Raw genomic sequence first — 25,075 nt, 5'->3', positions numbered from 1 at the left:
GGAACCTAAGCCTTCGGAACCCTGCTTTTCTAAGCCTGTTTCAAACGTCAGCAGAGCGCAATAATACGCGGAGATAGCTTTTAAAATACATTTAAATTTGCTAAATTCGTTAGTTAATGCGTTGCCTGGAATTATCAGACACGCTTAATTTAACAGATTTTAATAAAGTGTACATAAAATAGCTTGTCAACTGTGATTTTTTATAGTTTTCCACAGGTCAACAATTTAAAAACCAGCCCTTTGTTCGTTTTTTTATCCTGTAGTTAACCATACACTATGTTAATGTGGAAAACTCTGGGTTGAGTTGCGTATAACAGAAGAATAAATTTGGTAAAAAACGACTCCACTTTCCTTCGGAGAGTTAAAATATTGAGAAACAATTAATAATAAAGAATATGGGTAAGACATCTGCAACAAAAAACGGGAAAGCGGCCGGCAAAGGCTTGAAATTTCAGCGCTACTTCACAAAAGATAATGTGAATGTTTACGATCTTTTCACGTATGAAAAGCGCTCGTCGGTAATCAGAAATCCTTCCGGCGATGCGGTATTTGAAATGAACGACGTAGAGGTGCCTGCTGCGTGGAGTCAGGTTGCTACCGATATTCTTGCACAGAAATATTTCCGTAAAGCAGGTGTGCCACAACCCGACGGCACCACCGGTTCTGAAAAAAGTATTAAACAGGTGGCTCACCGTATGGCCGATTGCTGGAGACAATGGGGCGAGCGCTATGGCTATTTTGCCAGCAAGCAGGATGCCGATATTTTTTACGATGAGCTGGTTTATACCATTATAGGACAATTGGCTGCGCCAAACTCGCCGCAATGGTTCAATACAGGATTACATTCTGCCTACGGTATTACCGGGAAACCACAAGGCCATTATTACGTTGATCCCGAAACCGAAAAATTAACCAGATCAACATCCGCTTATGAGCGTCCTCAGCCACATGCCTGCTTTATTTTATCGGTTACCGATGACCTGGTAAATGATGGCGGTATTATGGACTTGTGGGTACGTGAGGCCCGTATATTCAAATATGGTTCAGGCGTGGGAACCAACTTCTCATCCATTCGTGGCGAGAATGAGCGTCTTTCCGGCGGGGGTTACTCTTCAGGGCTGATGTCGTTCCTGAAAATTGGCGACCGTGCCGCAGGAGCTATTAAATCTGGCGGAACAACACGCCGTGCCGCTAAAATGGTGTGCCTGGATTTAGATCACCCTGAAATTGAAAGCTTTGTAAACTGGAAAGTTGAAGAAGAGAAAAAAGTTGCCGCATTAATTGCTGCCGGTTATTCATCAGATTACGAGGGCGAAGCTTACCGTACCGTTTCCGGGCAGAACTCCAATAACTCAGTTCGTATTCCCAATGCGTTTTTCAGAGCGCTTGAGCAGGGAAAACCATGGGATTTAATTGGTCGTACCAACGGTAAGGTTGTCAAATCCATTTCGTCCGAAAAGCTCTGGCAGGATATTGCTTTTGCAGCCTGGGCTTGCGCCGATCCGGGTGTACAATACGACACTACCATTAACGAGTGGCATACCTGTCCCGAAGGTGGCCGTATTAACGCGTCTAACCCATGTTCAGAGTACATGTTCCTGGATAATACGGCTTGTAACCTGGCATCTGTTAATCTGGCGCATTTCTTTGACCCGAAAACGCTGGCATTTGATGTAAAAGGCTTTGAGCATGCCTGCCGCGTATGGACTGTAGTGCTTGAAATATCGGTACTGATGGCACAGTTCCCGTCTAAAGAAGTAGCGCAATTATCGTATGACTACCGCACATTAGGTTTAGGCTACGCTAATTTAGGCTCTATGCTGATGGTTGCCGGTATACCGTACGATAGCGACAAAGCCCGTGCTATTGGCGGTGCAATTACCGCTATCATGACCGGAACGGCTTACGCTACATCGGCCGAAATGGCCAAAGAGCTGGGCGCTTTCCGCGAATACGAGAAAAACAAGAAACACATGCTTCGCGTAATGCGCAATCATCGTTACGCCGCATATAACGCTACCGATAATTACGAAAATCTGGAGATCGCTCCTCCGGGAATCGACCCTAAATATTGCCCCGATTACCTGCTTTCTGCCGCATGCAACGCATGGGATAAAGCGCTTGAGCTTGGTGAAAAATACGGTTACCGCAATGCGCAAACTACCGTAATTGCACCAACCGGAACCATTGGTTTGGTAATGGATTGCGATACAACCGGTATTGAGCCTGATTTTGCTTTGGTGAAATTCAAAAAACTTTCTGGCGGTGGTTACTTTAAGATCATCAACCAGGGCGTTCCAACTGCGTTACGCAACCTGGGTTACCAGGAACACGAAATTGAGGCGATTGTAAATTACGCCAAAGGCTCTGCTACGTTAAAAGGCGCTCCGCACATCAATTTTGACAGCCTGTCGGCCAAAGGCTTTACGCAAAACGAGCTTGAAAAAATTGACAAGTCATTGCTGGCTGCTTTTGAAATAGGCTTTGTGTTTAACCAATGGACATTGGGCGAAGAGTGCCTGAAACGTTTAGGATTTAAACCGGAGCAATACAATGCCACTGATTTTAACCTGCTGCGTTCGTTAGGGTTTAGCCGTCAGCAAATTGCTGAAGCCAATGAATATATCTGCGGAACAATGACCATAGAAGGTGCGCCATATCTTAAAGAGGAGCATTACCCGGTATTTGACTGCGCTAACAAATGCGGATCAAAAGGTCAGCGGTATATCCATGCGCACGGACATATCAAAATGATGGCTGCCGCTCAGCCGTTCCTGTCGGGCGCTATCTCAAAAACCATTAACCTGCCTAACGAGGCAACGGTTGAGGAAATAAAAGATTGCTACGAGCTTTCGTGGAAGCTGGCGTTGAAAGCCAATGCGCTTTATCGCGATGGATGCAAACTTTCTCAGCCGCTTTCAACCAAGGCTGATACCAAAGACGATAAGCTGGACAGCGTTGAGGAAGTGTTGGGTGAAGCCGCCAATGTAAAATTGAGCGATCTTACTCCCGACCAGGTGTTGGAAGCCGCCCGTGCCATCCTTGAAAAATCTACCGACACTACGTTTAAACGCCAGCTTTCTTCGGTTGTAGAGCGTAAGAACTTACCGGCTAAACGTGGTGGATTTACGCAAAAGGCTTCGGTTGGCGGACAAACCATCTTCGTTCGTACCGGGGAGTATGAAGACGGAACTTTAGGTGAGATCTTTGTGGATATGCACAAGGAAGGTGCAACATTCCGTTCGCTGATGAACTGTTTTGCTATTGCCGTTTCGGTTGGTTTACAGTACGGCGTACCGCTGGAAGAATTTGTAGATAAATTTACCTTTACCCGCTTTGAGCCGTCGGGAATGGTTTCAGGCCATGATAATATCAAGAGCGCAACCTCCATCATCGACTATATGTTCCGCATGCTGGGTTATGAATATCTGAACCGTACCGATCTGGTTCATGTAATTACCGAGCAAAAAGCGGTTTTAGGAAATCCGCAAATGGCCGATGAGGATGTAAACCCGGATACTACCAACGTGGCTGTTCCGCAACAGGAATCAGTTAAAGTTTCTAACAAACAGCTGAAACCTGTTCTGGATATCTCAGGCGGCGGACAAAGTGATGCTCCCGCATGTACCAATTGCGGTCACATTACCGTACGTTCAGGCACTTGTTATAAATGCTTAAACTGCGGTACGCAAGGTGGATGCAGTTAAAAATCCTCCTACGCTGACTTGTCAGTGTAAAAGGTAATAGAAGGCTGCCAGTTGGTTAATCCGACTGGCAGCTTTTTCTTTAGTAATACTGTCCATTATAAAACATTTTACCGGTCAATCGCATTTATATCAGTAAACAAATTGTCTCTACCGATATGAATACCCGATTATTACTTTTACCCATTGCATTATTTTTAGCATATATTATTGCCTGTAATACATCAACTAATCCTAAAAAAGTTTCAGATAGTACCGATGTGCCGCATGCAGCAACACAGAACTCTGAGGAAGCCACCAGTGGCGAAGCGCTGTTTATGCAGTCAGATTGTAAAAGCTGTCACGACCGGCAGAATAACATCATAGGCCCGTCGTTAGCGCAAATTGCCGCCAGATACACGTTTAATGATGCCAATATTTCGCATTTGGCAAAGCGGGTTATTGATGGCGTGAAAATGAACGAAGGCGTTTGGGGCAAACAAGAGATGACACCACATCCGGATTTGAACCAGCAGGATGCCGAATTAATGGTGAAATATATATTATCTTTACCTCCGGATGTGCACGGCACAACCAACGAAACGCAACCTTATAAAAAAACAAAATAAGATCAAGCTATGCGCTGGTTAGGTAAAGGCAGCAGCAATGTTGAAGATCGCCGCGGTGGCGGTGGTCTGGCTATTGGCGGCGGTTTAGGTGTTATACTGGTTATCCTGGGATTATTTTTTGGAAAAGATTTTACCTCGCTTGTGAGTCAGCTGCCTGTTGGCGATGCTACACAAACCGAAGCGAAAACAGGTACGCCAAGCGATGAGGAAGGCAAGTTTGTATCGGGTGTGCTGGAATCTACCGAGATGGTTTGGGAAAAGGAATTCAGTAACATGGGCCGTGAATACGAGAAACCCAGGCTGGTATTATTCACCAATATGGTACAGTCTGCCTGCGGAAACGCCAGCTCTGCCGTTGGCCCGTTTTATTGTCCCGGTGATCATAAAGTGTATATCGACTTATCATTTTATAACGAATTGAAGGAGCGTTTCGGCGCTGCCGGCGATTTTGCACAGGCTTATGTTATTGCGCATGAGGTAGGCCATCATGTGCAGAACTTACTGGGAATTTCAGAGAAATTAGACCGGGTAAGAGGTCGTGTTAGTGAAAAGGAATATAACCGCCTTTCGGTAAAGCTGGAGCTGCAGGCTGATTTTCTGGCAGGTGTATGGGCCAATAAGGCCAGGAACCTGAAAGAGTTTGAACTGGAACCAGGCGATATTGAAGAGGCCCTGAATGCAGCCAGCGCTGTTGGCGATGATAAGCTTCAGCAGCAGGCCGGAGGTGAGGTTGTTCCCGATGCATTTACCCACGGTACATCGGCCCAACGGATGTACTGGTTTAAAAAAGGGTACGAAACCGGCGATATTAACCAGGGCGATACCTTCTCATCGTCTGAGCTGTGACAGCTCTTAAGCTGCCCGGCTTATCAAAATCCGTGAGTTAAGCAATCGAAGCGCTATTCGTTTCAATAGAACGGTCTACTTTTTTTACCAAACCCTGCAATATATTTCCGGGACCAACTTCGGTGAATGAAGTAGCGCCGTCATGCAGCATTTTTTCTATCGTTTGTGTCCAGCGCACAGCGCCGGTAAGTTGTTCAATCAGGTTATGCCGGATGCTTTTCGGGTCTTTGTACGGTTTGGCATCAATGTTCTGGTATATGGAGCAAATGGGCTCGTTAATTGTTGTGGCGTCAATCGCCTTTTCCAATTCCATACGGGCCGATTCCATTAGCGGAGAGTGAAAAGCTCCGCCCACATTTAATTTCAGGGCACGCTTAGCGCCACGTTCGGTAAGCATTGCACAGGCTTTATCCACACCGGCAATAGTGCCTGAAATAACCAGCTGGCCGGGACAGTTATAATTAGCCGGAACAACCACATCGCTAATCATCTGGCAAACATCCTCAACCGTATAATCATCCAGGCCTAAAATAGCAGCCATAGTTGATGGCTGGATTTCGCAGGCTTTTTGCATGGCGTTGGCCCGGATGGAAACCAGGCGTAATCCATCCTCAAACGATAGCGCACCCGCAGCAACCAGGGCAGAAAATTCGCCTAACGAATGCCCGGCAACCATATCGGGTTTAAAACTATGTCCTAATACCTTAGCTAATATTACCGAATGTAAAAATATGGCCGGTTGGGTTACTTTGGTTTGTTTAAGCTCTTCCTCGGTTCCGGTAAACATGATATCGGTAATGCGGAAGCCTAAAATGTCATTCGCCTTTTCAAACAAATCTTTAGCTTCGGCAGAGTTGTCGTAAAGGTCTTTACCCATACCGGTAAACTGAGCACCCTGTCCGGGGAAAATATATGCTTTCATGTTTTATATTAAGTCAAAAGTTAAAATTATCTTCGATGAGCTCGCTAAAGCTCGGTTAAAAAGTCAAAAGGCCATGCGCACAAGCCACCTTAATAGTTTACAAATTTAAAATCCCGTAAGGCTCATTAATGCCTTATAAAGCAATAAAAATATATCGATAATTCAAAACACTGTAAAGTTCGGTAGGATGAATCATATTAATCAAGGCTTGCCGTGATTAATCGTAAAAACTCGGCCCTGGTCTTTTCGTTCACAAATTCCCCGGTAAACGCCGATGTGGTAGTCACTGAATTTTGCTTCTGGGCGCCACGCATAGCCATGCATAAATGCTTACATTCAATTACTACGGCAACACCAGCTGGTTTGAGGGTATTTTGAATACAGTCGCGTATTTCGTTGGTTAAGCGCTCCTGAACCTGCAAGCGCCGGGCGTAGGCATCTACCACACGTGGAATTTTGCTCAGGCCAACAATATGCCCATTAGGAATATACGCTACATGCGCCTTGCCAAAAAACGGAAGCATGTGATGCTCGCACATGGAATATACTTCGATATCCTTAACCACAACCATCTGGCTGTAGTCTTCCTTAAACATGGCGCTTTTTAAAATCTCATCCGGCTTAATATCATAGCCATGCGTTAAAAACTGGAGCGCTTTTGCCACCCGTTCAGGAGTTTTTAATAAACCTTCGCGACTTGGGTCTTCGCCAATATCGGCCAGAATACTGGTATAATGATTGGCAATATCTTTTATTTTGGCATCATTATACCGGTCTATCTTAACATAGCCGTCCATTTCATTCTCTTCGGCCATGTGGTTAATTACAGGTTCATTCATTATTGTCGTTTTAGCCAGCAAAAGTCAAAAACGTATTTTTAACTTTTACCCTTGAATAGTGTTATTTCAGTAGAATAAGATATGGGCCTTTTGACTTTTAACTTTTTAATTTTGACTTTCTTAACTTACTCTCCATAATACTCAACATAATTATTTTCGGTTTCCCGAAGCAGGATTTTGTGTAATGCGGCGCCGTGTTGCTCAATATGCGGCTTCAACTGCTTAAAAATTTCTATAGCCAGCACTTCCGTCGAGGCCATCTTACCTTTCATGAAATCCACATCAAGATTTACATTGCGATGGTCAAGCTTATTGGTAACCTGTGTGCAAATAATGTTTTTTAGTGCCTTAAGGTCAATTACAAAGCCCGTTTCCGGGTTAACTTCGCCTTTAACCGTTACAAAAAGCTCATAATTATGCCCGTGCCAGTTTGGGTTTGAGCATTTACCGAAAGTCTCCAGGTTTTGTTCATCGCTCCAATCCTCACGAAACAGCTTGTGAGCTGCATTAAACCGTTCTCTGCGTGTTATATAAATCATCTGAATTTAAAATGTGGTGCAAATATACGGATAATGCTGAAAGCAACGGGTTAAAACCCGAAAGGTTGCCGTATCTTTGCGGCATGGATATTCTGCTTGTTGCTGCAACCGAAGCCGAAATAAGTCCGTTGTTAGATACCGGGTTTATTGTTGGTGATAATTACCGCAACCGGCATCGTATCACTATCCTGATTACAGGCGTGGGTATGGTAGCCACCGCTTACGCGATGGGTAAACAACTTGCTACAGCAACCTATCAATTGGCCATTAATCCTGGCATAGCCGGCAGCTTCAATCGCTCTTTGGCTTTAGGCGATATCGTGCAGGTAGAACAGGACGTGTTTGCCGAATTGGGAGCCGAAGATGGTGAGCAGTTTATCCCGATAGATGCACTTGGTTTTGGCACAGCAGTACAATATCCCATTAAGGGCAGCCCGGAAACCGGTTTGCCTTTAGCTAAGGCCATTACTGTAAACAAAGTTCACGGGCATATACCAACCATCAAAAAAACCATGCAGCAATATAATCCCGACATAGAAAGTATGGAAGGCGCCGCGTTTTTCTATGCCTGTGCCCAAAACAATGTGCCTTGTGTCCAGGTTCGTGCCATTTCTAATGTTGTAGAGCAGCGTGACCGCGATAACTGGAACATCCCGTTAGCCATTAAAAAGCTGAATGAATTTGTAAGTACCTATCTTGACCAATTAACCGGTAACCCATGAAATTAAGTCTTGGTTTTTCACCCTGTCCTAACGATACCTTCATATTCGATGCACTGATTCATCATAAAATTGATACCGAAGGCCTGGAATTTGAGGTGTTCTTTGACGATGTGGAAACACTTAACCAAAAAGCCTTTCGTGGCGAGCTGGACATTACCAAGCTGAGCTTTCATGCCTTTGCCTACGCTGTAGATAAGTATGTTTTACTGGACTCCGGTAGCGCTTTGGGTTTTGGCGTGGGACCATTACTGATTTGTAAAAAGGAGGATGTCAGACGTAAGATATTAGATGTTAGGCATGATGCTTTAGACGGTATATCCGAAGTCTCAAATCTCAAATCTCAAATCTCAAATCTCCGAGTTGGTATTCCCGGTAAATATACCACGGCCAACTTTTTGATGGGGATAGCCTTTCCCGGACTTCAGAATAAAATCGAAATGCTTTTTTCGGACATCGAGCAATCGCTTCTGGATGAACGTATTGATGTGGGACTGATTATCCATGAAAACCGGTTCACTTACCAGGATAAAGGCCTGAAAAAGATTATCGACCTGGGCGATTATTGGGAAAAAGAGACCGGTTGTGCCATTCCGCTTGGCGGAATTGTGATTAACCGTAATTTGCCTGAAGATGTAAAGCTTAAAGTAAACCGGGTATTGCGGCGCAGTGTTGATTTTGCCTTTGAAAATCCAAAATCGGGATTGGAGTTTATCAGGCAGCACGCACAGGAAATGGACGAGGCCGTAATGTATAAACACATTGAGCTTTACGTTAACCAGTATTCGGTAAATCTTGGTGCAGAGGGGCGCAAGGCAATTACCCGGCTTTTTGATATCGCCTTACAGAAAAAGTTCATCCCCGAAATAAAAAAAGACCTATTTTTGACCTCCTTATAATTTTTAAGCAAATGATTGTTATTACAGGTGCAGCCGGCTTTATTGGCAGTTGTCTGGTACAGAAACTAAACGACGAAGGTTATTATGACCTGGTACTGGCTGATGATTTTTCCAGTGAAGAACAAAATAAAAATTTTGCCGGAAAGCGGTTCTCGCAACAGGTAAATCGTGATGAACTGCCGCAATGGATACGCGAAAATCAGCTTCACATCCAGTTTATATTTCACTTAGGGGCACGTACCGATACCACCGAGTTTGATTATGCAATTTTAAACAGGCTCAACCTGGAATATTCTAAAACTATCTGGAATCTTTGCGTGGAATTTGGCCTGCCACTGGTGTACGCGTCTTCGGCGGCAACGTATGGTTTGGGTGAGCTTGGATATGAAGACAGGGAGGATATTATTCCTCAGCTCAAGCCGTTAAATCCCTACGGTGAATCAAAAAATGATTTCGATATCTGGGCTTTGCAACAGGAGCGAAAGCCCTATTTCTGGGCCGGTATTAAATTCTTTAATGTGTATGGCCCCAATGAATATCACAAGGGACGTATGGCTTCGGTTATATTTCATACCTATAACCAGATCATGAAAAATGGCGAAATGAAGCTTTTCCAATCGCACCGGGCAGACGTTAAGGACGGCGAGCAAAAACGCGATTTTGTATATGTGAAAGATGTGGTAGAAGTGCTGTATTTCTTCATGCACCACCGTAAAGACTCAGGGATTTACAACCTGGGGTCAGGCAAAGCACGCACCTTTTTAGACCTGGCCATCAATACATTTAAAGCGCTTGGCAAAGAGCCTGAAATTACTTTTGTGCCTACGCCGGAAGATATACGTGATAAATACCAGTATTTTACCGAAGCTACGATGGATAAGCTGGCTTCCATTGGTTATCATAAACCATTTCACAGTCTGGAAGAGGGTATTGATGATTACGTAAAAAATTACCTGGCGCCGCAGAGGTATTATTAAATTTATAGTAGATCATGCTTGAAAAGAGTAATGAAGATAATCTCAAAATGCTTGCAACCAAAGAGGATATCGCCAAAGTTGAAGTAAAAATAGCCGAATCTAAAACCGATATTATTCGCTGGGTGTTTGGCTTTTTTGTAGCATTAATGTTGGCCATTATAGGGCTGTATATAAAGCATTAATAACCTAAGTTTTAGTATTCTTTTGTTTACATAATCTCTTTTGCTATTTAGGAACCAGCGCTTGTCAATGCTTTATTATTATCTGTTTTTTAACCGTTTTCTCCTTTTCTTTAATGTGCAAATAATAAATTCCGTCAGAGATATCGTGGGTGTTAAAAGTTATTGGGTTGCTATTTTTAGCTGAACGCAATATATTGCCCTTATTGTCGATTAAAAGCACTTCAAACTGTTTGGTTGCTTTTGCCTTTTCAGTTACTGCTGTTTTTTCTGCTCCCTGTTCTCCGACATATTGGATAGTTAGCTCTTTATTGGCAGGGTTAGGGAAATAGCTATATGACCTCCACTCTGCCCCGCTGTTATCAACTTCAATAAGTAGCGGGTCGCTCCAAATGCTTTCCATACAGTCTGTTATTATTTCCACCTGCACGATATAATATCCGGGGAAATTAAAAACAACATCGGCAGCGTTAACTAAGGGCGGACCGTTCCAAACAGAAGCGGATAAACCGTCAGTAGTGCGGTTAACATGCCACTTGTATTCATATACCGCTCCCGCATAATCAGGAGCGTAATAACCATACGAATCTCCGAAAACGTTGGGGTGTAGCTCCCCCACAGGCGTATAGGGGAAAGACGGAGTTCCAACCTGGATGTTTTTTGTCAGTAAAGTAATACCACAATCGTTAGTAACAGTTAAAGTAATGACTTCAGTACTACTGTTAGCAATGGTAACAGTAGAACCCGTGTTGGGGCCTGAAAATATTGTATTTCCTGTTGCCGACCAGGTTACGTTTAATCCCGTGGGTAGGTTGTCTATGCTATATGTAGCTGTTTCGCAAAAAGCGGATGGGCCGGAGATAGAGATAGACGGGGTTCTGACATAATATATTAAACTTGATGAATTATATGGTGTATAATCTTTATCATGTTCCATTAAAGGCCATGGACCCCATTTAGAGCGGAATATACCTGTGGTTGAAGTGGTAACGGCAGAATGGTCGTCTGAATCGTATGAAACCTTTGCAGGAAAAGTAGGATTACAAACCTCCATGTAGCTGCCATCTGTCCAGTAAATATCCTCGGCTGTTGAGCTGGACGCACCGATCCAAACAGCGTTTCCGCCCTCGGTCATGTGCCATGCATAAGCATGGCAATTATACGTATGACTGGCATCAGCTATCTTTGTTGCTAACGGATAAGTAGTAGCGACATAGTTGTTGTATGCTGCAATTTCTGTACTGGTATACTCAGGGTCAAGATAGGTATCACTTACGACAGAACCCTTAGGGGTGTATATGTATGTTAACGTTTGCCCTTGTAATGTGTTACTATGGCTAATTGCAAAACCTACAATAGCGGCTATTACAAGTATTATTCTTTTTGCCATATAATTTTTACTTTAGAATAAGTTGAATAAAATATTTCGTCTACTTTTCCTCCTGGCAAATTGCCAAGTTTGTTGCCGGAACAGTCGTATAATATGTCATTACACACCCCTATAGAGGATGCATTATTCCCCAAGCAGAATATATTTCCTTTATCGGAAGAGAACATAGTTAAAGTAGCCCCCTTGTAAAGCTGACATTCTGTTTTCCCGTCTTTAATATCCTGAACCCATTGCATCGTATCTATTGTTTTTTCATCACAAAAAGTAGCTATGGTAAAAGGTAGTGTGGTTTGTTCATTGGTTTCTTTAACCGGTTTAGTTTTTTTGCATGAAAACATCATGGTACAGGAGACCAGTATTATAAGCAGTATTTTTTTCATTTTTAATTCTTTAATTGTGTTATAAATGCCTGTATATTGGAGATGAGTTCTTTATTGGGTACATAGTTATTCATAAAGGTTACTATGCTTTCGTTACGGATACAAAATTCTTTCCATTCAGCATTACCTGACAGGTCTAAAATTCGCGATGCTAAAAACAAACTGCTTATTATCCCATTGGTTCCAAAAGTATGTACGTTTTTCTCTTTTAAAATAATGACGTCCTTAAGGTAATCCATTAATTCAGTTCTTTTATCCTTACTTAAACTACGTAGCGCTGTGCTGTCACTCATCATAAATTCAACCGCAGTGAGCGTAAGTGTCAGGTTACCCTGCTCAATCTCATTTTTCAAGAGATTGATGGAATTAATATCGACACTCTTATAATAATTCAGCAGGGCCATACCGTTGTCCTTTCTTTTCATGAATTCTGAAAGAACATTTGATTGGAGAACCACTTTTTTGAAGCCATAATATGGGTTATTATAAGCTGTATAGTCGAATAGCAGAGGATATGACAAACAACTTTGAAGCAAATCTGCTGATTGAACATTTAGATATTCCATAGGCAACTTTGTTGCTTTTAGCATTTCAGAATGGCTTTTTAATTTTTTCCAGTTTTCTGTGCCGGACTGAATAGGGTAAGTATATACCTGTGCTTTTACAAAAAGCATAAAAGCAGGGCAGCATAAAATAGAAAATAAAATTTTCTTCATATTAATTGAGTTTATAAGATTATACGTTAGTTAAAATAGTCTGCTTATTTCGTTCTATCTAAAAAGCATTAAAATACTTGTTATTATAGATACAGGCATTTTGTTCGCCTGGGTTAGTTGAGGCTAAGGTGCTGTAATTTTCAGTTAATAAATTATTTAGAATTGGCATAATCATATTGATTATCAGCCTCAGTTTTGCTATTTTGGATTTATAATTAGGAGTGTTCGAAACTTTAAAAATCACCAAAGCCAAGCTTCGTGTCTTCACGAAGCTTCCTTATAGCGGTTCGTGAAGACACAAACCGGGGCGTTATACTCTCGTAAAATAAATGCAAAATCTCACGCCGGTATGCCACGTATGTTTCTATGAGTTCAAAAACTCATCATCATCTTACTAATCCGGAGTGACGCTCCCGCTGAACACTCCGGACTAGTTAAGCTAAACCCGCTGCTGCCAAAGCCAAGCTTCGTGTCTTCACGAAGCTTCCTTATAGCGGTTCGTGAAGACACAAACCGGGGCGTTATACTCTCGTAAAATAAATGCAAAATCTCACGCCGATATGCCACGTATATTTCTATGAGTTCAAAAACTCATCATCATCTTACTAATCCGGAGTGACGCTCCCGCTAAACACTCCGGACTAGTTAAGCTAAACCCGCTGCTGCCAAAGCCAAGCTTCGTGTCTTCACGAAGCTTCCTTATAGCGGTTCGTGAAGACACAAACCGGGGCGTTATACTCTCGTAAAATAAATACAAAATCTCACGCCGATATGCCACGTATATTTCTATGAGTTCAAAAACTCATCATCATCTTACTAATCCGGAGTGACGCTCCCGCTGAACACTCCGGACAGTTAAGCTAAACCCGCTGCTGGTTTGAGATTATCCCTCCGCAAGCAAATACCGCTTAAATCCGGCAAAATCAGCGCCTGATTGATGTACCTGTTTCGGCTTGCCTTCCAGGGATTGTACCTGCTCCGGTATTTCAATCTCAGCAGCTATATCAGCAGGGAAAATATCCGGGAATTTGCAGGGATGCGCTGTTGACAGGAAAACCGCTGTGGCCGTACTTTCAGGATGTTTTTTGAAATAGGCTTGTGTTGCCAGCCAGGCAATAGCCGTATGCGGACAGGCGATATAATGAAACTGTCCATGCAGGATTTTTATAGCTTGCAAGGTTTCCTCATCGGTAAAACGATAACCCTCTAATATCTCTAAAACCTTTTCCCGTTTGTTATCAAACATATCCATAATACGCACCCAGTTACTCGGAGCACCCACGTCCATGGCGTTGGCATAGGTTTGTACGGATGGTTTAGGTTGGTACTTTCCGCTTTCGAGGAAACGCGGAACGGTATCGTTAATATTGGTTGCGGCAATAAATTGCTTTACCGGCAGACCCATTTTGTATGCCAGGAAACCGGCCCCGATATTGCCGAAGTTACCGCTCGGGACAGAGAATACCACATCTTTTTTTCCTTGTCGCTGCAATTGAGCGTACGCGTTAAAATAATAGAATGTTTGCGGTATCAGCCGGGATATATTGATGGAGTTAGCCGAAGTTAAGCGGAATTTTTCGTTCAGTTCAGCATCGGTAAAGGCTTGCTTAACCAGTGCCTGGCAATCGTCGAAAGTACCGTCGACTTCTATGGCACGGATGTTTTGTCCGTTAGTGGTCAGCTGTAATTCCTGTATGGGACTTACCTTGCCTTTAGGATATAGAATGGTTACGCGGGTTCCCGGGACGCCTAAAAAGCCGAGTGCTACAGCTCCGCCGGTATCGCCCGAAGTGGCGACCAGCACATCCAGCTGTTTTTCACCGGGTTTCAGGAAATAGCTCATTACCCGGCTCATAAAGCGTGCTCCGAAATCCTTGAAAGCCAGCGATGGCCCGTGGAATAATTCCAGTACGGCAGTTCGTTCATTAAGCGATACCACCGGCGCCGGGAAATTGGTAGCATCTTCAACAATGGCCTTCAAATCACCAGCAGGTATACTGTCCTGCAAAAGTGCAGATGCTACCTTAAAAGCAATTTCCTGTAATGAATATTGTCCGATATTATCGATAAAATCCTGTTCCAGTTGCGGTATTTCTACCGGCATGTACAGGCCTTTATCCTGCGGCATGCTGTTAAAAACGGCTTCCTTAAAAGAAACGCGGGTATTTTTATTATTGGTGCTGTATAATTCCATAATTTAAGGTTTAAGGTTTAAGGTTTAAGGTCTAAGGTTCAGGCCAGTGCCTTCAATCCTATACCTTGCAACCATATACCTTTAGTCTAATATTCTTGGGCCTCCTTCGTTTACTTTAGAAATAAACGCTTTGCTTCCGATTTTTAACCCGGAAAGATGTTGTTGTATTTGTTGAGTGATGTTATGGGCTGTGTTCTCATCTTTCGCGAAAGCAAAAACCGACGGGCCGGAGCCCGAAATACCAAAGCTGATACCGCCATTGCTGAGGGCAATTTCCCGCAGCTTATAAAAATCGGGAATGAGAATAGAGCGGGTTGGCTCAACCAGCACATCGGTCATGCTGCGGCCAATCAGGTCGAAATCTTTCATGAAAAGTCCGCTCACCAGGCCGGCAATATTTCCCCACTGGGTAACGGCATCTTTCAATAAAACCTTGCTTCGTATCATTTGCCGGGCATCTTTGGTAGGAACATCCACTTCGGGATAAACGATAGCGGCATACATATTGTCGGGATGCGGCAAACGGATGATATCCAGCGGCTCATAACTGCGTATCAGTACAAAACCACCCATCAGGGCCGGGGCTACATTATCAGCATGACCATATCCGCAGGCCAATTCTTCGCCTTTCATAGCGAAAGGGAGCAGCTCGTTGGCAGAAAGCTGGTTATTCATTAACGAATTAATGGCAAACAAACCGGCAACCGTACTGGCAGAGCTGGAGCCCAGTCCGCTGCCGATAGGCATTTTTTTGTGCAGCTCAATGCTGACACCGATATCCGGACGGTTAATATGATGCAAATAATGTTGTACGCTGGCACTTACGGTATTTTTTGATGCATCCAGCGGCAAACGACCGTTATCGCCGGTAATTTTGGTAATAACTACACCGGGCTTGTCTGTTAGCTGCATGATGACTTCGTCGCCGGGCTCATTCACGGCAAAGCCCAGCACATCAAAACCGCATACCACGTTGGCTACAGTAGCCGGTGCAAAAACCTTTATAGAATTTTTCATTTGTTGTTCATCTTTCGTTGTTTGTTGTTCGCCTTACGCCTTCTACCTTCCACCTCTCTTGCTTCTATGTTGCTGCCAATAAAAATACTTCCCCGCTTGCGGGTAACAGATTATCGGTTCTGTTTGTAAAATAGTATTGCTCCATATCTTTTGTTGATATGGTTTTGGCGTCTTTAAAGCCTGCTTCACGGGCCATGGCCAATATTTCATCCGGTGCAAAAAAGCTCACAAACGGGGTCCCTGCCGCACGGGCACCTTTTTCTGCTATTTCCTGCATAGGCTGGTCTTCCTCATCAAGCAGCTCTATGGGCAGGTAAAAGGTCATAGCCAGTGTAGAGCCAGGGGCAAGCATTGCAATCTGCCTTAGCGTAGAACTAATTGCTTCTTTTGTGAGATACAGTGTAACTCCTGTACAGGCAACAACAGCGGGCTTACTGATGTCAAATCCTGCTTTTAATAATTCTTCCCACCAGGACGAAGTCTCAAAATTAACGGAAACAAAATGCAACCCTTCCGGGATACCGAAACCGAGTTCAGTTAACCGTTGCTGTTTCCAGATTTGCGTATCCGGCTGGTCGATTTCATAGATATGAAGCTTAGACGCGATATCCGGCCGGCGTTGTGCAAAGGTGTCCAATCCCGCACCAAGAATAACATACTGACTGATTCCCTGTTGGCTTTGCTCAATAATTAAGTCCTCAATAAAACGGGCTCGGGCTATGATAGAAGCTCGCAGGCGTTTGGTAAATTTCATATCGGGACGTTCCTGCCAGCCATCAGGCGGAGCTATCAATTGTAACCCAACCTCATCTTCAAGGATATGTGGTTCAGCATCAACCTGCCTATGCAACGCCCGCCATAAAGCCGTTCTCACTGCTGTATTGTCTGGTTCTGCTATCTTTTTGTTTTGTTCCATAAGCCTCTTAATCCGGTATTGAGTAGTGGGTATTGAGTATTGCGATTTTAGATTGCTGAATTGTTCTATTGCTAAATTGCTGCAGGTTATGAGTCTCCTGTCGCGAGGCTAAAACCTAAAACTTAAACCCTACAACCTTCTTCCTTTCCGCCTTTAACCTTTCTTGTTTCTATCTTCTTGTTTCTATTTTGCTTCCGGACTTTCGGTCTTCCCAACTTCCGGACTATAAGCTATTCTTGTTTCTTGTCTCTATATTCTTGTTTCTATTTAATGCGCTCCCACGTTAATCAAATCGGCAAATACGCCAGCCGCGGTAACTTCTGCTCCGGCACCGGGGCCTTTCACTACCATTGGCCGGTCTTTATACCGGTCGGTGGTGAACGAAATAATATTGTCGCTGCCCGAAAGCATGTAGAACGGATGATTTTCATCCACCATTTGCAGACTGATAGAAGCCTGGCCGTCTTCCAGTTTGCCAATGTAGCGCAGCACTTTTCCGGCGCTTTCCGCCTGCTGTTTCAGGTTCTCGAAATAACCGGCATTAGCCTCAAGCTCCTTGTAAAAATCTTCTACGGTGGCGGCTTTCAGGCAGGCTTCAGGAAGTATGTTGTCTATTTTCACATCTTCCGCTTCGAGCGGATAACCGGCATCCCGGGCCAGGATAAGCATTTTACGCATAAAATCCTTTCCGTTCAAATCGTCACGCGGGTCAGGCTCGGTGTAACCTTTATCCTGAGCCTCTTTAACAACCTCGTGAAAGGCGACATCGCCCTTATAATTATTAAAGATGAACGAAATAGTTCCCGAAAGGATAGCCTCGATGCGTGAAACCTTATCGCCGCTCATCATCAAATCCTTTAAGGTGCGGATAATGGGCAGTCCGGCGCCAACATTTGTTTCATAATAAAAATCAACGCCGTGTTTGTGAGCGGTATCCCGGAAGGTTTTATACTGCTGGTACGATGCCGAATTGCCGATTTTGTTGCAGGTAACAATGGATATGTTCGACCGTAGTACCTCTTCGTAAAAATCTATGGGGTTGGGACTGGCAGTATTGTCAATAAATACGCAGTTGGGCAGGTTCATGGCTTTCATGCGTGCAATAAACTCGGCCAGGTTTGCCTGTTCGCCCGATTCTTCCAGTTGCTCACGCCAGCGTTCCAGCGATAGCCCGTTGGCATCGAAAACCATTTTACGGCGATTGCTGATGCCCGCGATTTTTACCACAATGCCATTGTGTTGTTGCAGGAAATCGCTATGCTCGGCCAACTGGCGAAACAAGGTGCTGCCGATATTCCCGGTTCCCACGCAGAATACGTTCAGTGTTTTTTTCAGGTCGGTGAAATAGGCATCGTGAACGGCGTTCAGCGCTTTGGCCATATCCTGCCTGGATATAATCACCGAAATATTATACTCTGACGAGCCTTGCGCTATAGCCCGCACATTGATACCGTTACGGCCCAGGGCATGGAACAGCTTTCCGGCTATACCGGGAGTTTGCTTCATGTTTTCGCCTACAATAGCCAGCACCGATAAATCGCTTTCTACGGCAGGATATTCCAGCTTTTTAGCTTGTAGCTCCAGCTCAAATTCCTGCGCTATCAGGGCCTGGGCTTTAGCCGCATCCGCCGGATTGATGGCAAACGTAATGCTGTGCTCTGACGAAGACTGTGTAATGAGGATAACGTTAATCTGCTCACGGGCAAACAAGGAAAATAAGCGTCCGCTGAAACCCGATTTGCCGACCATACCGCTTCCGGTCAGGTTAATTACGCTGATATCGTTGATGGATGAAATGCCTTTTATGGCCAGGTTTGAGCCGGCACAATCATGGCGGATAACGGTTCCCGGAAACGAAGTATCGAACGTGTTTTTAATAACAATCGGTATTTTTTTCAGGAATGCCGGAATCATGGTGGGCGGGTAAATCACCTTAGCCCCGAAAAACGACAGCTCCATCGCCTCAGTGTACGACAATTCCGGCAACGGGAACGCTTTCTTCACCAGCCGTGGGTCGGCAGTCATCATACCGTTTACATCGGTCCATATCTGAATCTCTTCCGCATGCAATGCAGCGCCGAAAATAGCCGCGGTATAATCACTTCCCCCACGACCTAAAGTAGTCATCCGGCCCTCATCATCACTGGCAATGAAGCCGGTCACAAAAATCACTTTGCCCGGATGCTCGGCCACAAAACCCTGAATTAATAGATTGCTCAACTCCGTATTTACACGGGCGTTACCGTAGCTGTTATCTGTTTTAATCACCTGCGAGGCATCCAGAAAAACAACCTCCGGCAAATGCTGTTCAGCAATTTTGCTCACCATAAAGGCAGAGCAACGCTCGCCATAGCTCAGTATCAGGTCTTTGGTGCGTGGGGTAAGCTCGCGTAAGCTGTAAACGCCTTGTAACAAATCCTCCAGCTCGTTAAAAAATAACTTCAGGCGGGTAAATACCGGGTTTTGTTTCTGCACTTCAAGCAGGGCCTTCACGGTGTCAAAATGCCGTTTTTCCAGCTCCTTTAGCTGTTCGGCATAACTTCCGCCAGCGGCAGCCTTATCGGCCATAGCCTGCAGCAGGTTGGTAACACCACCCATTGCTGAAAGCACCACAACAGGCTTGTCGCTGCCCAAACTTTCGTGTTTAACAATATCAAGCAGGGTAAGTATGCTGTTTACCGAACCAACCGAAGTGCCACCAAATTTTAAAACTTTCATCAGCGTAAATAAAAAAGCCTTCCCCTTGCAGGAGGAAGGCCTATGTAACTATCTTATATTATTCCATTACAAACCTTCCTCCGAAAAAATTCCGGTGGTTGTGGTGGTTGTTATGGTAATAATTGAAGTATTAAACATCGTTAAATTTTCGTCTCTCAAAAGACGGCGTAAAATAAGCAGTAAAATCTCAAATAAGCAAATATTTTTTACAGAAAAGCAAGGGCAGTAATATATTGGTCAATGCGGCCCTGCTTTCCGCTCATACGCCTGCTGCCTGCCCCGATACCTCGTGGGGCCTAACCGCACAAGGCCGGTGTCCGCTTCAATCAGGTTTAGGTAGCAAGGACAATGCAACAATATATAAACGTCACAGATTTTTAAACGTCGTAGCTCCTCAGCTTGCCGCCGAAAAACATAGAAAGGAATCAATAAAGCAACCCGAACAGCCATAATGGTATTTTATTATTTATGCCTGCTTCGAGGTCGTCTGAAACAACAAATCCATTCCCGATATGCTCGATTTGCTTAGTTGTTTTGTTTTTTCCACCTGTTTCAAAAGTATAGGTGTTATCTATTAAAAAGTCCCCCTTAAGCGGTAAGCTGATTTGATGTTTGGTATTGCTAAGCTGGTTCATGAAAAACGCTTCCCGCAGAGAGCCCCTGTTGGCCCTGTCGGGTGCCAGGGTGAACAGGAGATTCGTATTTTCTAAGAAGATTTTATCAGGTTTTTGCAACGTGCTGATACTTTTTCCTGCTGCTGTAAGTGAGTTGATAAGCCGGGCGCTATCCAGGTAGTGCATATATTCCACAATAGTATTTCTGTGAATGCCGGTTTTTTCGCTGAGTTTGGTAATATTGGGCTTAAACGGGACATTTGTGGCAAGAATGTACAGCAGCTGGTAAATTTTCCGGGCGTGATGCGGATTAAATCCCGCTATAAATTGTAGATCATCTTCAATAATTAGCCGTACTACTTTTTCAAGCCGTAAACTATACGTGTTTTTATTTTCCCTGAAAAAAGGATAATAGCTTGGAGACCTAAAAGTGCATGTATCTGTTTTGCTGTAAAAAAGCAGCAAAATTTTTAAAAATTGCTGCAAAATTATAGCAATTTTTTAATGATATCGTTTGTCTTCCTTTACTTGTTCCAGGTAATTTTTCCGGAACTCAAGTTATTCATACGCTAAAAATAGCAATTTTTTGGCAATCTCTTTGACAGGATCCTGTTAGCTACAGAGAGCTTTGATGTACCCGTGCTTTTCGCTTGCCTTCGCCGGATATTTATGCACTGCTTTGCAAACGAGGGATAACGCAGACAGCGTTCCGAACGCTGTCTGCGTTGAAATAGCAGCGGGAGAGGCCTTCTCAATATGCCCTCAATACCGGTCAAAATCCATCCGTTGAATGCGCATGGCATTCAGTACGGCTAAAAGCGCTACGCCAACATCCGCGAAAACGGCTTCCCACAGGTTAGCCAGTCCGCCGGCGCCTAAAATCATAACAATGGCCTTTACACCAAAGGCCAGCGTGATATTTTGCCATACAATACGCCGTGTTGCTTTTCCTATACGAATTGCCCGTATAATCCGCGAAGGCTGGTCATTTTGAATGACCATATCGGCGGTTTCAATGGCGGCATCGCTGCCTAAGCCGCCCATCGCTATACCCACATCGCTTAAGGCCAGTACCGGGGCATCGTTAATTCCATCGCCGGCAAAGGCTACAATAGCAGTCGGGTTTTGCTTTACTTCTTCTACCTTTTGCAGCTTGTGCTGTGGCAGCAGATCGCCGTACGCTTTGTCAACTCCAAGCTTTTTAGCAATGGTATCCGTTACGGATTGTTTATCGCCAGACAGCATCATGGTTTTTATACCCAGCGCATGCAGCTGTTTAATGGTTGCCTCGCTGTCGGCTTTCAACTCATCGGCAAAAGTCAGGTACCCGGCTAATTTTCCGTCAATTGCAACCGCAATCAGGGTATCGGCTTCTGCAGTAATATTCGCGTTAAGCGCTATATCAAACTGCTGCATGAGCTTTAAATTGCCGGCAAGAACGGTTTTGCCCTCTACCTGCGCTTTCAGGCCATGCCCGGCAATTTCTTCCAGGTGGTCGGCCTGTAAATGCGGTGTGTTTCGTCCTGCATAATCGGCTACAGCCAATGCTACCGGATGCGTTGAGCCAGCTTCAACAGCTAAAAGCAGGGGCAGCCATTCGCGTTCGGGTAAGCTTACATCTACGGTTTTATTTACCTTGAACACACCTTTGGTCAGTGTGCCGGTTTTATCAAAGATCAGGGTATTAACACGGGTGAGGATATCCATGTAATTGGAGCCTTTAAACAGGATGCCGTTTTGCGATGCGGCCCCAATTCCACCGAAATAGCCCAACGGAACTGATATCACAAGGGCGCAGGGACATGAAACCACCAGGAAAACTAATGACCGGTATAACCAGTTGTTAAAATGGTATGAAGCCTCGAAAAAGTAAGGTAATACCAGAATACACAAGGCCAGAAATACCACAATCGGCGTATAAATGCGTGCAATGGTGCGGATGTAGTTTTCTGTTTTGGCTTTACGCGATGTTGCCCGCTGCACCATATCCAGTATGCGTGATAATGAGCTGTCTTCATACAATCTGGTTACCCTGATCTGGATGAGCTTATCCTGCACAATCATACCTGCCAGCACAGGCTGACCGGCATCAATGGTTCTGGGCAGGCTTTCGCCGGTAAGCGCTGCGGTATTAAATGCCGCAGAGGAATTGAGCAGCTCGCCATCCAAAGGTACTTTCTCACCGGGTTTAACCTGCAAAATTTCGCCGGTTTGTATGTCCTGTGGTTTAACAGTAAGTGTCTCATTATTCCGTATGACCGTAGCTTTGTCGGGACGGATGTCCAGCAGTGATTTGATATTCTTTTTAGCCCGGTTAACGGCTGCATCCTGGAAAAGCTCACCAATGGTATAGAATACCATCACGGCGACTCCTTCGGGATATTCCCCGATATAAAAAGCACCGATTCCCGCCAGCGACATCAGCGTAAACTCGGTAAAAATATCGCCTGCAAAAGCCAGCTTTATGCCATGTACAGCCACCGGCCATCCTACCGGCAGGTAGGCAATAGCATAATAGATAAAACGAACCCAGCTGGTAAACCCGTCGATTTTAATAACATGCTCAGCCAGCAGGCCCAATACAAGCATGGTGAGGCTTAACGCGGCAGGCAGATAGGTCTTCCACCTCGCAGATGCATGATCCTGTTCGTGTTCATGGTGCTGCGCTGTATCTTCTGTATGGTTATGCGATGCGCAATTACAAGCCATTTTAAAGTTAAAAGTTTAAAGTCAAAAGTTAAAAAGGCCAGACACACAGGCCAGTCTACATTTTGAAAGTCAAAATCTTAATTTATGACAAAGGTAGGGCTTAGGAGAGTGCAATGGAATTGCATTTATTGCAAATGCCTTTTACTGTCAGGCTGATTTCCTGTGCCTGAAAACGGGCGGGTAAGGACGGCTCGGCTATACGCGATTTGGGGAGGCAAATGGTTTCTTTACACCGGTTGCAATAAAAGTGGATGTGGGTATCATGATGACCGCTTTCGCCGCAGGAATTTCCGCATAAGGCATATTTGGTCTTTACACCTTCGGCAATGCTGTGCACCAAACCTTTTTCTTCGAAAGTTTTTAATGTACGGTAGAGGGTAATACGGTCTAACGTGCCGATATTCTCTTCAGCGTCGGTAAGGCTAACCGCCACCTCCTGTTTGGTGAGGTAATCCAGAACAATAAGCCGCACAGCGGTTGGATGAATGCTTTTGGCAGCTAACGTTTCTTCAAGTTCCTTTCTCACGGTAAGTCAAAATTCAAAAGTTAAAATTCAAAAAGCCCAAGCGTAAGCCAGGCATCATTCCGCTTTCTCTGCGCTTATTCCGTTTGCTGTAAAATCAAATCTGTTTTAAGCACCCGCGTTTCAAATTCGGTTACAGGACGCTTGCTTTCTATCATTTCAATGAGCAGTTGGGTAGCAACCTGTCCCATCTCAAAAGCCGGTTGCCGTACCGAGGTCAGCGAAGGCGAAAACAGGTTAACCAGGTTTGAATTGGTAAATCCGGCTACGGTAATACCTTTTACCAGCCTGCTGTTGACTTTTTTAAGCGCCAGCAGACAGCCCGTAGTCAGCTTATCGCTTGCAATGAACATTCCATCGGGCTTTAGTGGCAGCAGTTGCTGAATGGCTTCCTCAATTTCATCGGTTAACATACCGCCATGGTCGCAATACTTTACCAGCTCCGGTCTGTACGGAATATGATATTTTTCCAAAGCCGCTTTATAGCCGTTCAACCGCTCTGTAGTGATAGACAATTTCTCAGCATTGGTAATGTGGGCAATGTTTTTGTTGCCTTCTTTTATCAGGTGCTCGGTAGCATCAAAAGCGCCCTGGAAATTATCGGCAATTACCTTGTGTGTTTGTATATCCTGTGGTACGCGGTCGAAAAAAACCATAGGCAGGCCTTTTTCATACAATTCTTTCAGGTATGAAACATCGTGGGTTTCTGCCGAAAGGGTGATCAGCAAACCATCAACAGAACGCGATGCCAGATGCTGTACGTTAATAACTTCCTGCTGGTATGATTCGTGGCTTTGCGATATGATGACATGGTAACCTTTATCGTACGCAATAGACTCTATTCCGTTAATTACCTGCGAGAAAAAGTTATTGGCTATCTCGCAAATAATAACACCAATGGAATAGCTCCGGCGTTCTTTTAAGCTCAGCGCTATGGGATTAGGCTGATAATTGATCTTTTCGGCATATTCCAATACCGTTTTCCGGGTTTCTTCACTGATCTCATACCCGCCGCGTAATGCCCTGGATACGGTGGAGGTCGATAATCCCAGGGCCTTGGCGATGTCTTTTATAGTAATTGGCTCGAATCTCATATTTTATTTGATAAGCACAAAGTACGAAAAAATTGTGAATTAGTTTTTATAAGGCTGAGAGAAGATACAAGACGGAAAGTTTATGGTGAGAAACAAGAATAGCTTATAGTCCGAAAGTCGGGGAGTCCGAAAGTCGGGAAGCGGGGAGAAACAAGCTGACAGCAAAAATATTGTTGCATGCTGCTACAGAGTGTGGCATGTTTCCACAATAAGTTAGTTTGGAGATATAGTGAAAAATTACCATAAATGATTTATTATCAGTATGTTGCCTGATGCGCCTTAATTTTTGGCATCATCCTTTCATATACCTGGACAAGTTTGAGTATTAACATTTTAAACAATAAACATTATGAAAAAGGTATTTTTTTCGGCAGCATTAGTAACTGCATTAGGAATTGGCGCATTAAGTGCAAAAGTAAATCATACAGCAATTAAAAACACAACTACGTACCAGGACACTACTAAGAAAGATACAACCAAAGCTCCAGATAGTACACAAAAAGCTCCAAGCGATACAACAGCTAAAAAATAATCATCGCTAAACTGTATCTTTAGAACGCCATTATCAATAC

Annotated in this window: 22 protein-coding genes; 8 read left to right on the top strand and 14 right to left on the bottom strand. The window is 44.2% G+C overall.

Annotated features, from left to right (window positions below):
- Positions 1-395: 395 nt before the first annotated feature.
- The 3 genes from FW774_RS00355 to FW774_RS00345 all read left to right on the top strand — a co-directional run bounded on the left by FW774_RS00355 (position 396) and on the right by FW774_RS00345 (position 5,158).
- Positions 396-3,707, top strand: coding sequence for a vitamin B12-dependent ribonucleotide reductase (locus FW774_RS00355; protein WP_149346184.1), 3,312 nt, complete (start codon positions 396-398; stop codon positions 3,705-3,707).
- A 155-nt stretch (positions 3,708-3,862) separates the two neighbouring features.
- Positions 3,863-4,312: a c-type cytochrome gene (locus tag FW774_RS00350; RefSeq protein ID WP_149346183.1), complete on the top strand. Its 450-nt coding sequence runs from the start codon at positions 3,863-3,865 to the stop codon at positions 4,310-4,312.
- Between the two features lie 9 nt (positions 4,313-4,321).
- Complete coding sequence (locus FW774_RS00345) at positions 4,322-5,158, top strand: neutral zinc metallopeptidase (RefSeq protein ID WP_149346182.1); 837 nt, start codon at positions 4,322-4,324, stop codon at positions 5,156-5,158.
- 37 nt (positions 5,159-5,195) lie between these two features.
- Here FW774_RS00345 and fabD read toward each other — a convergent pair whose 3' ends face one another.
- The 3 genes from fabD to FW774_RS00330 form a co-directional block, all read right to left on the bottom strand.
- Positions 5,196-6,080 (bottom strand): ACP S-malonyltransferase, encoded by an 885-nt coding sequence (gene fabD / locus FW774_RS00340; RefSeq protein WP_149346181.1) that lies wholly within the window; start codon positions 6,078-6,080, stop codon positions 5,196-5,198.
- A gap of 197 nt (positions 6,081-6,277) precedes the next feature.
- Positions 6,278-6,919 (bottom strand): GTP cyclohydrolase I FolE, encoded by a 642-nt coding sequence (gene folE, locus FW774_RS00335; protein WP_242457660.1) that lies wholly within the window; start codon positions 6,917-6,919, stop codon positions 6,278-6,280.
- A 125-nt stretch (positions 6,920-7,044) separates the two neighbouring features.
- Positions 7,045-7,458, bottom strand: a complete 414-nt coding sequence (locus FW774_RS00330) for a 6-pyruvoyl trahydropterin synthase family protein (protein WP_149346180.1) — start codon at positions 7,456-7,458, stop codon at positions 7,045-7,047.
- Between the two features lie 83 nt (positions 7,459-7,541).
- Between FW774_RS00330 and mqnB the strand changes: the two genes are divergently transcribed.
- The 4 genes from mqnB to FW774_RS20290 are packed head-to-tail and all read left to right on the top strand — an operon-like array spanning position 7,542 to position 10,235.
- Positions 7,542-8,180 carry a futalosine hydrolase gene (gene mqnB / locus FW774_RS00325; RefSeq protein WP_149346179.1) on the top strand — a complete coding sequence of 213 codons (639 nt, stop codon included), beginning with the start codon at positions 7,542-7,544 and terminating at the stop codon, positions 8,178-8,180.
- The gene (locus FW774_RS00320; RefSeq protein WP_149346178.1) at positions 8,177-9,076 is read left to right on the top strand and encodes a menaquinone biosynthesis family protein; all 900 of its coding nucleotides are present in this window, start codon (positions 8,177-8,179) and stop codon (positions 9,074-9,076) included. The genes mqnB and FW774_RS00320 overlap by 4 nt, the downstream gene beginning before the upstream one ends.
- Positions 9,077-9,087: 11 nt before the next feature.
- Positions 9,088-10,053, top strand: coding sequence for an ADP-glyceromanno-heptose 6-epimerase (gene rfaD / locus FW774_RS00315; protein WP_149346177.1), 966 nt, complete (start codon positions 9,088-9,090; stop codon positions 10,051-10,053).
- A 14-nt stretch (positions 10,054-10,067) separates the two neighbouring features.
- Positions 10,068-10,235 carry a hypothetical protein gene (locus tag FW774_RS20290; RefSeq protein ID WP_187774762.1) on the top strand — a complete coding sequence of 56 codons (168 nt, stop codon included), beginning with the start codon at positions 10,068-10,070 and terminating at the stop codon, positions 10,233-10,235.
- Positions 10,236-10,299: 64 nt separating this feature from the next.
- Here the strand turns inward: FW774_RS20290 and FW774_RS00310 are convergent, their stop codons facing one another.
- From FW774_RS00310 to FW774_RS00260, 11 genes are all read right to left on the bottom strand, one after another.
- Positions 10,300-11,622 (bottom strand): T9SS type A sorting domain-containing protein, encoded by a 1,323-nt coding sequence (locus FW774_RS00310; protein WP_149346176.1) that lies wholly within the window; start codon positions 11,620-11,622, stop codon positions 10,300-10,302.
- Positions 11,607-12,002 (bottom strand): hypothetical protein, encoded by a 396-nt coding sequence (locus tag FW774_RS00305; protein WP_149346175.1) that lies wholly within the window; start codon positions 12,000-12,002, stop codon positions 11,607-11,609. Before FW774_RS00305 ends, FW774_RS00310 begins: the two co-directional genes overlap by 16 nt.
- Positions 12,003-12,004: 2 nt before the next feature.
- Positions 12,005-12,718: a hypothetical protein gene (locus tag FW774_RS00300; protein ID WP_149346174.1), complete on the bottom strand. Its 714-nt coding sequence runs from the start codon at positions 12,716-12,718 to the stop codon at positions 12,005-12,007.
- Between the two features lie 883 nt (positions 12,719-13,601).
- A complete protein-coding gene (thrC, locus tag FW774_RS00295; protein ID WP_149346173.1) occupies positions 13,602-14,912 on the bottom strand; it encodes a threonine synthase in 1,311 nt (436 codons plus the stop codon).
- 81 nt (positions 14,913-14,993) lie between these two features.
- Positions 14,994-15,929 (bottom strand): homoserine kinase, encoded by a 936-nt coding sequence (locus FW774_RS00290; RefSeq protein ID WP_149346172.1) that lies wholly within the window; start codon positions 15,927-15,929, stop codon positions 14,994-14,996.
- A 64-nt stretch (positions 15,930-15,993) separates the two neighbouring features.
- A complete protein-coding gene (locus FW774_RS00285; protein WP_149346171.1) occupies positions 15,994-16,845 on the bottom strand; it encodes a class I SAM-dependent methyltransferase in 852 nt (283 codons plus the stop codon).
- 267 nt (positions 16,846-17,112) lie between these two features.
- Positions 17,113-19,563 (bottom strand): bifunctional aspartate kinase/homoserine dehydrogenase I, encoded by a 2,451-nt coding sequence (gene thrA, locus FW774_RS00280; RefSeq protein WP_149346170.1) that lies wholly within the window; start codon positions 19,561-19,563, stop codon positions 17,113-17,115.
- A 425-nt stretch (positions 19,564-19,988) separates the two neighbouring features.
- Positions 19,989-20,663, bottom strand: coding sequence for a hypothetical protein (locus FW774_RS00275; RefSeq protein WP_149346169.1), 675 nt, complete (start codon positions 20,661-20,663; stop codon positions 19,989-19,991).
- 276 nt (positions 20,664-20,939) lie between these two features.
- Positions 20,940-22,886 (bottom strand): heavy metal translocating P-type ATPase, encoded by a 1,947-nt coding sequence (locus FW774_RS00270; protein ID WP_149346168.1) that lies wholly within the window; start codon positions 22,884-22,886, stop codon positions 20,940-20,942.
- Positions 22,887-22,986: 100 nt separating this feature from the next.
- On the bottom strand, positions 22,987-23,412 hold the full coding sequence (locus FW774_RS00265) for a Fur family transcriptional regulator (protein ID WP_149346167.1): 426 nt from the start codon (positions 23,410-23,412) through the stop codon (positions 22,987-22,989).
- A gap of 74 nt (positions 23,413-23,486) precedes the next feature.
- A complete protein-coding gene (locus FW774_RS00260; protein ID WP_149346166.1) occupies positions 23,487-24,503 on the bottom strand; it encodes a LacI family DNA-binding transcriptional regulator in 1,017 nt (338 codons plus the stop codon).
- Positions 24,504-24,852: 349 nt separating this feature from the next.
- Here FW774_RS00260 and FW774_RS00255 point away from each other — a divergent pair, with 349 nt between their 5' ends.
- A complete protein-coding gene (locus FW774_RS00255; RefSeq protein WP_149346165.1) occupies positions 24,853-25,035 on the top strand; it encodes a hypothetical protein in 183 nt (60 codons plus the stop codon).
- The last annotated feature ends 40 nt before the right edge of the window (positions 25,036-25,075 follow it).

Origin of the sequence: Pedobacter sp. BS3 (genome assembly GCF_008274585.1) — a bacterium.
Classification (GTDB): Bacteria; Bacteroidota; Bacteroidia; order Sphingobacteriales; family Sphingobacteriaceae; genus Hufsiella_A.
The sequence above is the reverse complement of the archived record's forward strand: the minus strand, read 5'-3'. Positions and strand labels throughout refer to the sequence as shown.

Bases quoted from the DNA above. Each gene is read 5' to 3' on its own strand.
- FW774_RS00355 (WP_149346184.1), top strand. From the start codon at position 396: ATGGGTAAGACATCTGCAACAAAAAACGGGAAAGCGGCCGGCAAAGGC.
- FW774_RS00350 (WP_149346183.1), top strand. From the start codon at position 3,863: ATGAATACCCGATTATTACTTTTACCCATTGCATTATTTTTAGCATAT.
- FW774_RS00345 (WP_149346182.1), top strand. From the start codon at position 4,322: ATGCGCTGGTTAGGTAAAGGCAGCAGCAATGTTGAAGATCGCCGCGGT.
- fabD (WP_149346181.1), bottom strand. From the start codon at position 6,080: ATGAAAGCATATATTTTCCCCGGACAGGGTGCTCAGTTTACCGGTATG.
- folE (WP_242457660.1), bottom strand. From the start codon at position 6,919: ATGAATGAACCTGTAATTAACCACATGGCCGAAGAGAATGAAATGGAC.
- FW774_RS00330 (WP_149346180.1), bottom strand. From the start codon at position 7,458: ATGATTTATATAACACGCAGAGAACGGTTTAATGCAGCTCACAAGCTG.
- mqnB (WP_149346179.1), top strand. From the start codon at position 7,542: ATGGATATTCTGCTTGTTGCTGCAACCGAAGCCGAAATAAGTCCGTTG.
- FW774_RS00320 (WP_149346178.1), top strand. From the start codon at position 8,177: ATGAAATTAAGTCTTGGTTTTTCACCCTGTCCTAACGATACCTTCATA.
- rfaD (WP_149346177.1), top strand. From the start codon at position 9,088: ATGATTGTTATTACAGGTGCAGCCGGCTTTATTGGCAGTTGTCTGGTA.
- FW774_RS20290 (WP_187774762.1), top strand. From the start codon at position 10,068: ATGCTTGAAAAGAGTAATGAAGATAATCTCAAAATGCTTGCAACCAAA.
- FW774_RS00310 (WP_149346176.1), bottom strand. From the start codon at position 11,622: ATGGCAAAAAGAATAATACTTGTAATAGCCGCTATTGTAGGTTTTGCA.
- FW774_RS00305 (WP_149346175.1), bottom strand. From the start codon at position 12,002: ATGAAAAAAATACTGCTTATAATACTGGTCTCCTGTACCATGATGTTT.
- FW774_RS00300 (WP_149346174.1), bottom strand. From the start codon at position 12,718: ATGAAGAAAATTTTATTTTCTATTTTATGCTGCCCTGCTTTTATGCTT.
- thrC (WP_149346173.1), bottom strand. From the start codon at position 14,912: ATGGAATTATACAGCACCAATAATAAAAATACCCGCGTTTCTTTTAAG.
- FW774_RS00290 (WP_149346172.1), bottom strand. From the start codon at position 15,929: ATGAAAAATTCTATAAAGGTTTTTGCACCGGCTACTGTAGCCAACGTG.
- FW774_RS00285 (WP_149346171.1), bottom strand. From the start codon at position 16,845: ATGGAACAAAACAAAAAGATAGCAGAACCAGACAATACAGCAGTGAGA.
- thrA (WP_149346170.1), bottom strand. From the start codon at position 19,563: ATGAAAGTTTTAAAATTTGGTGGCACTTCGGTTGGTTCGGTAAACAGC.
- FW774_RS00270 (WP_149346168.1), bottom strand. From the start codon at position 22,886: ATGGCTTGTAATTGCGCATCGCATAACCATACAGAAGATACAGCGCAG.
- FW774_RS00260 (WP_149346166.1), bottom strand. From the start codon at position 24,503: ATGAGATTCGAGCCAATTACTATAAAAGACATCGCCAAGGCCCTGGGA.
- FW774_RS00255 (WP_149346165.1), top strand. From the start codon at position 24,853: ATGAAAAAGGTATTTTTTTCGGCAGCATTAGTAACTGCATTAGGAATT.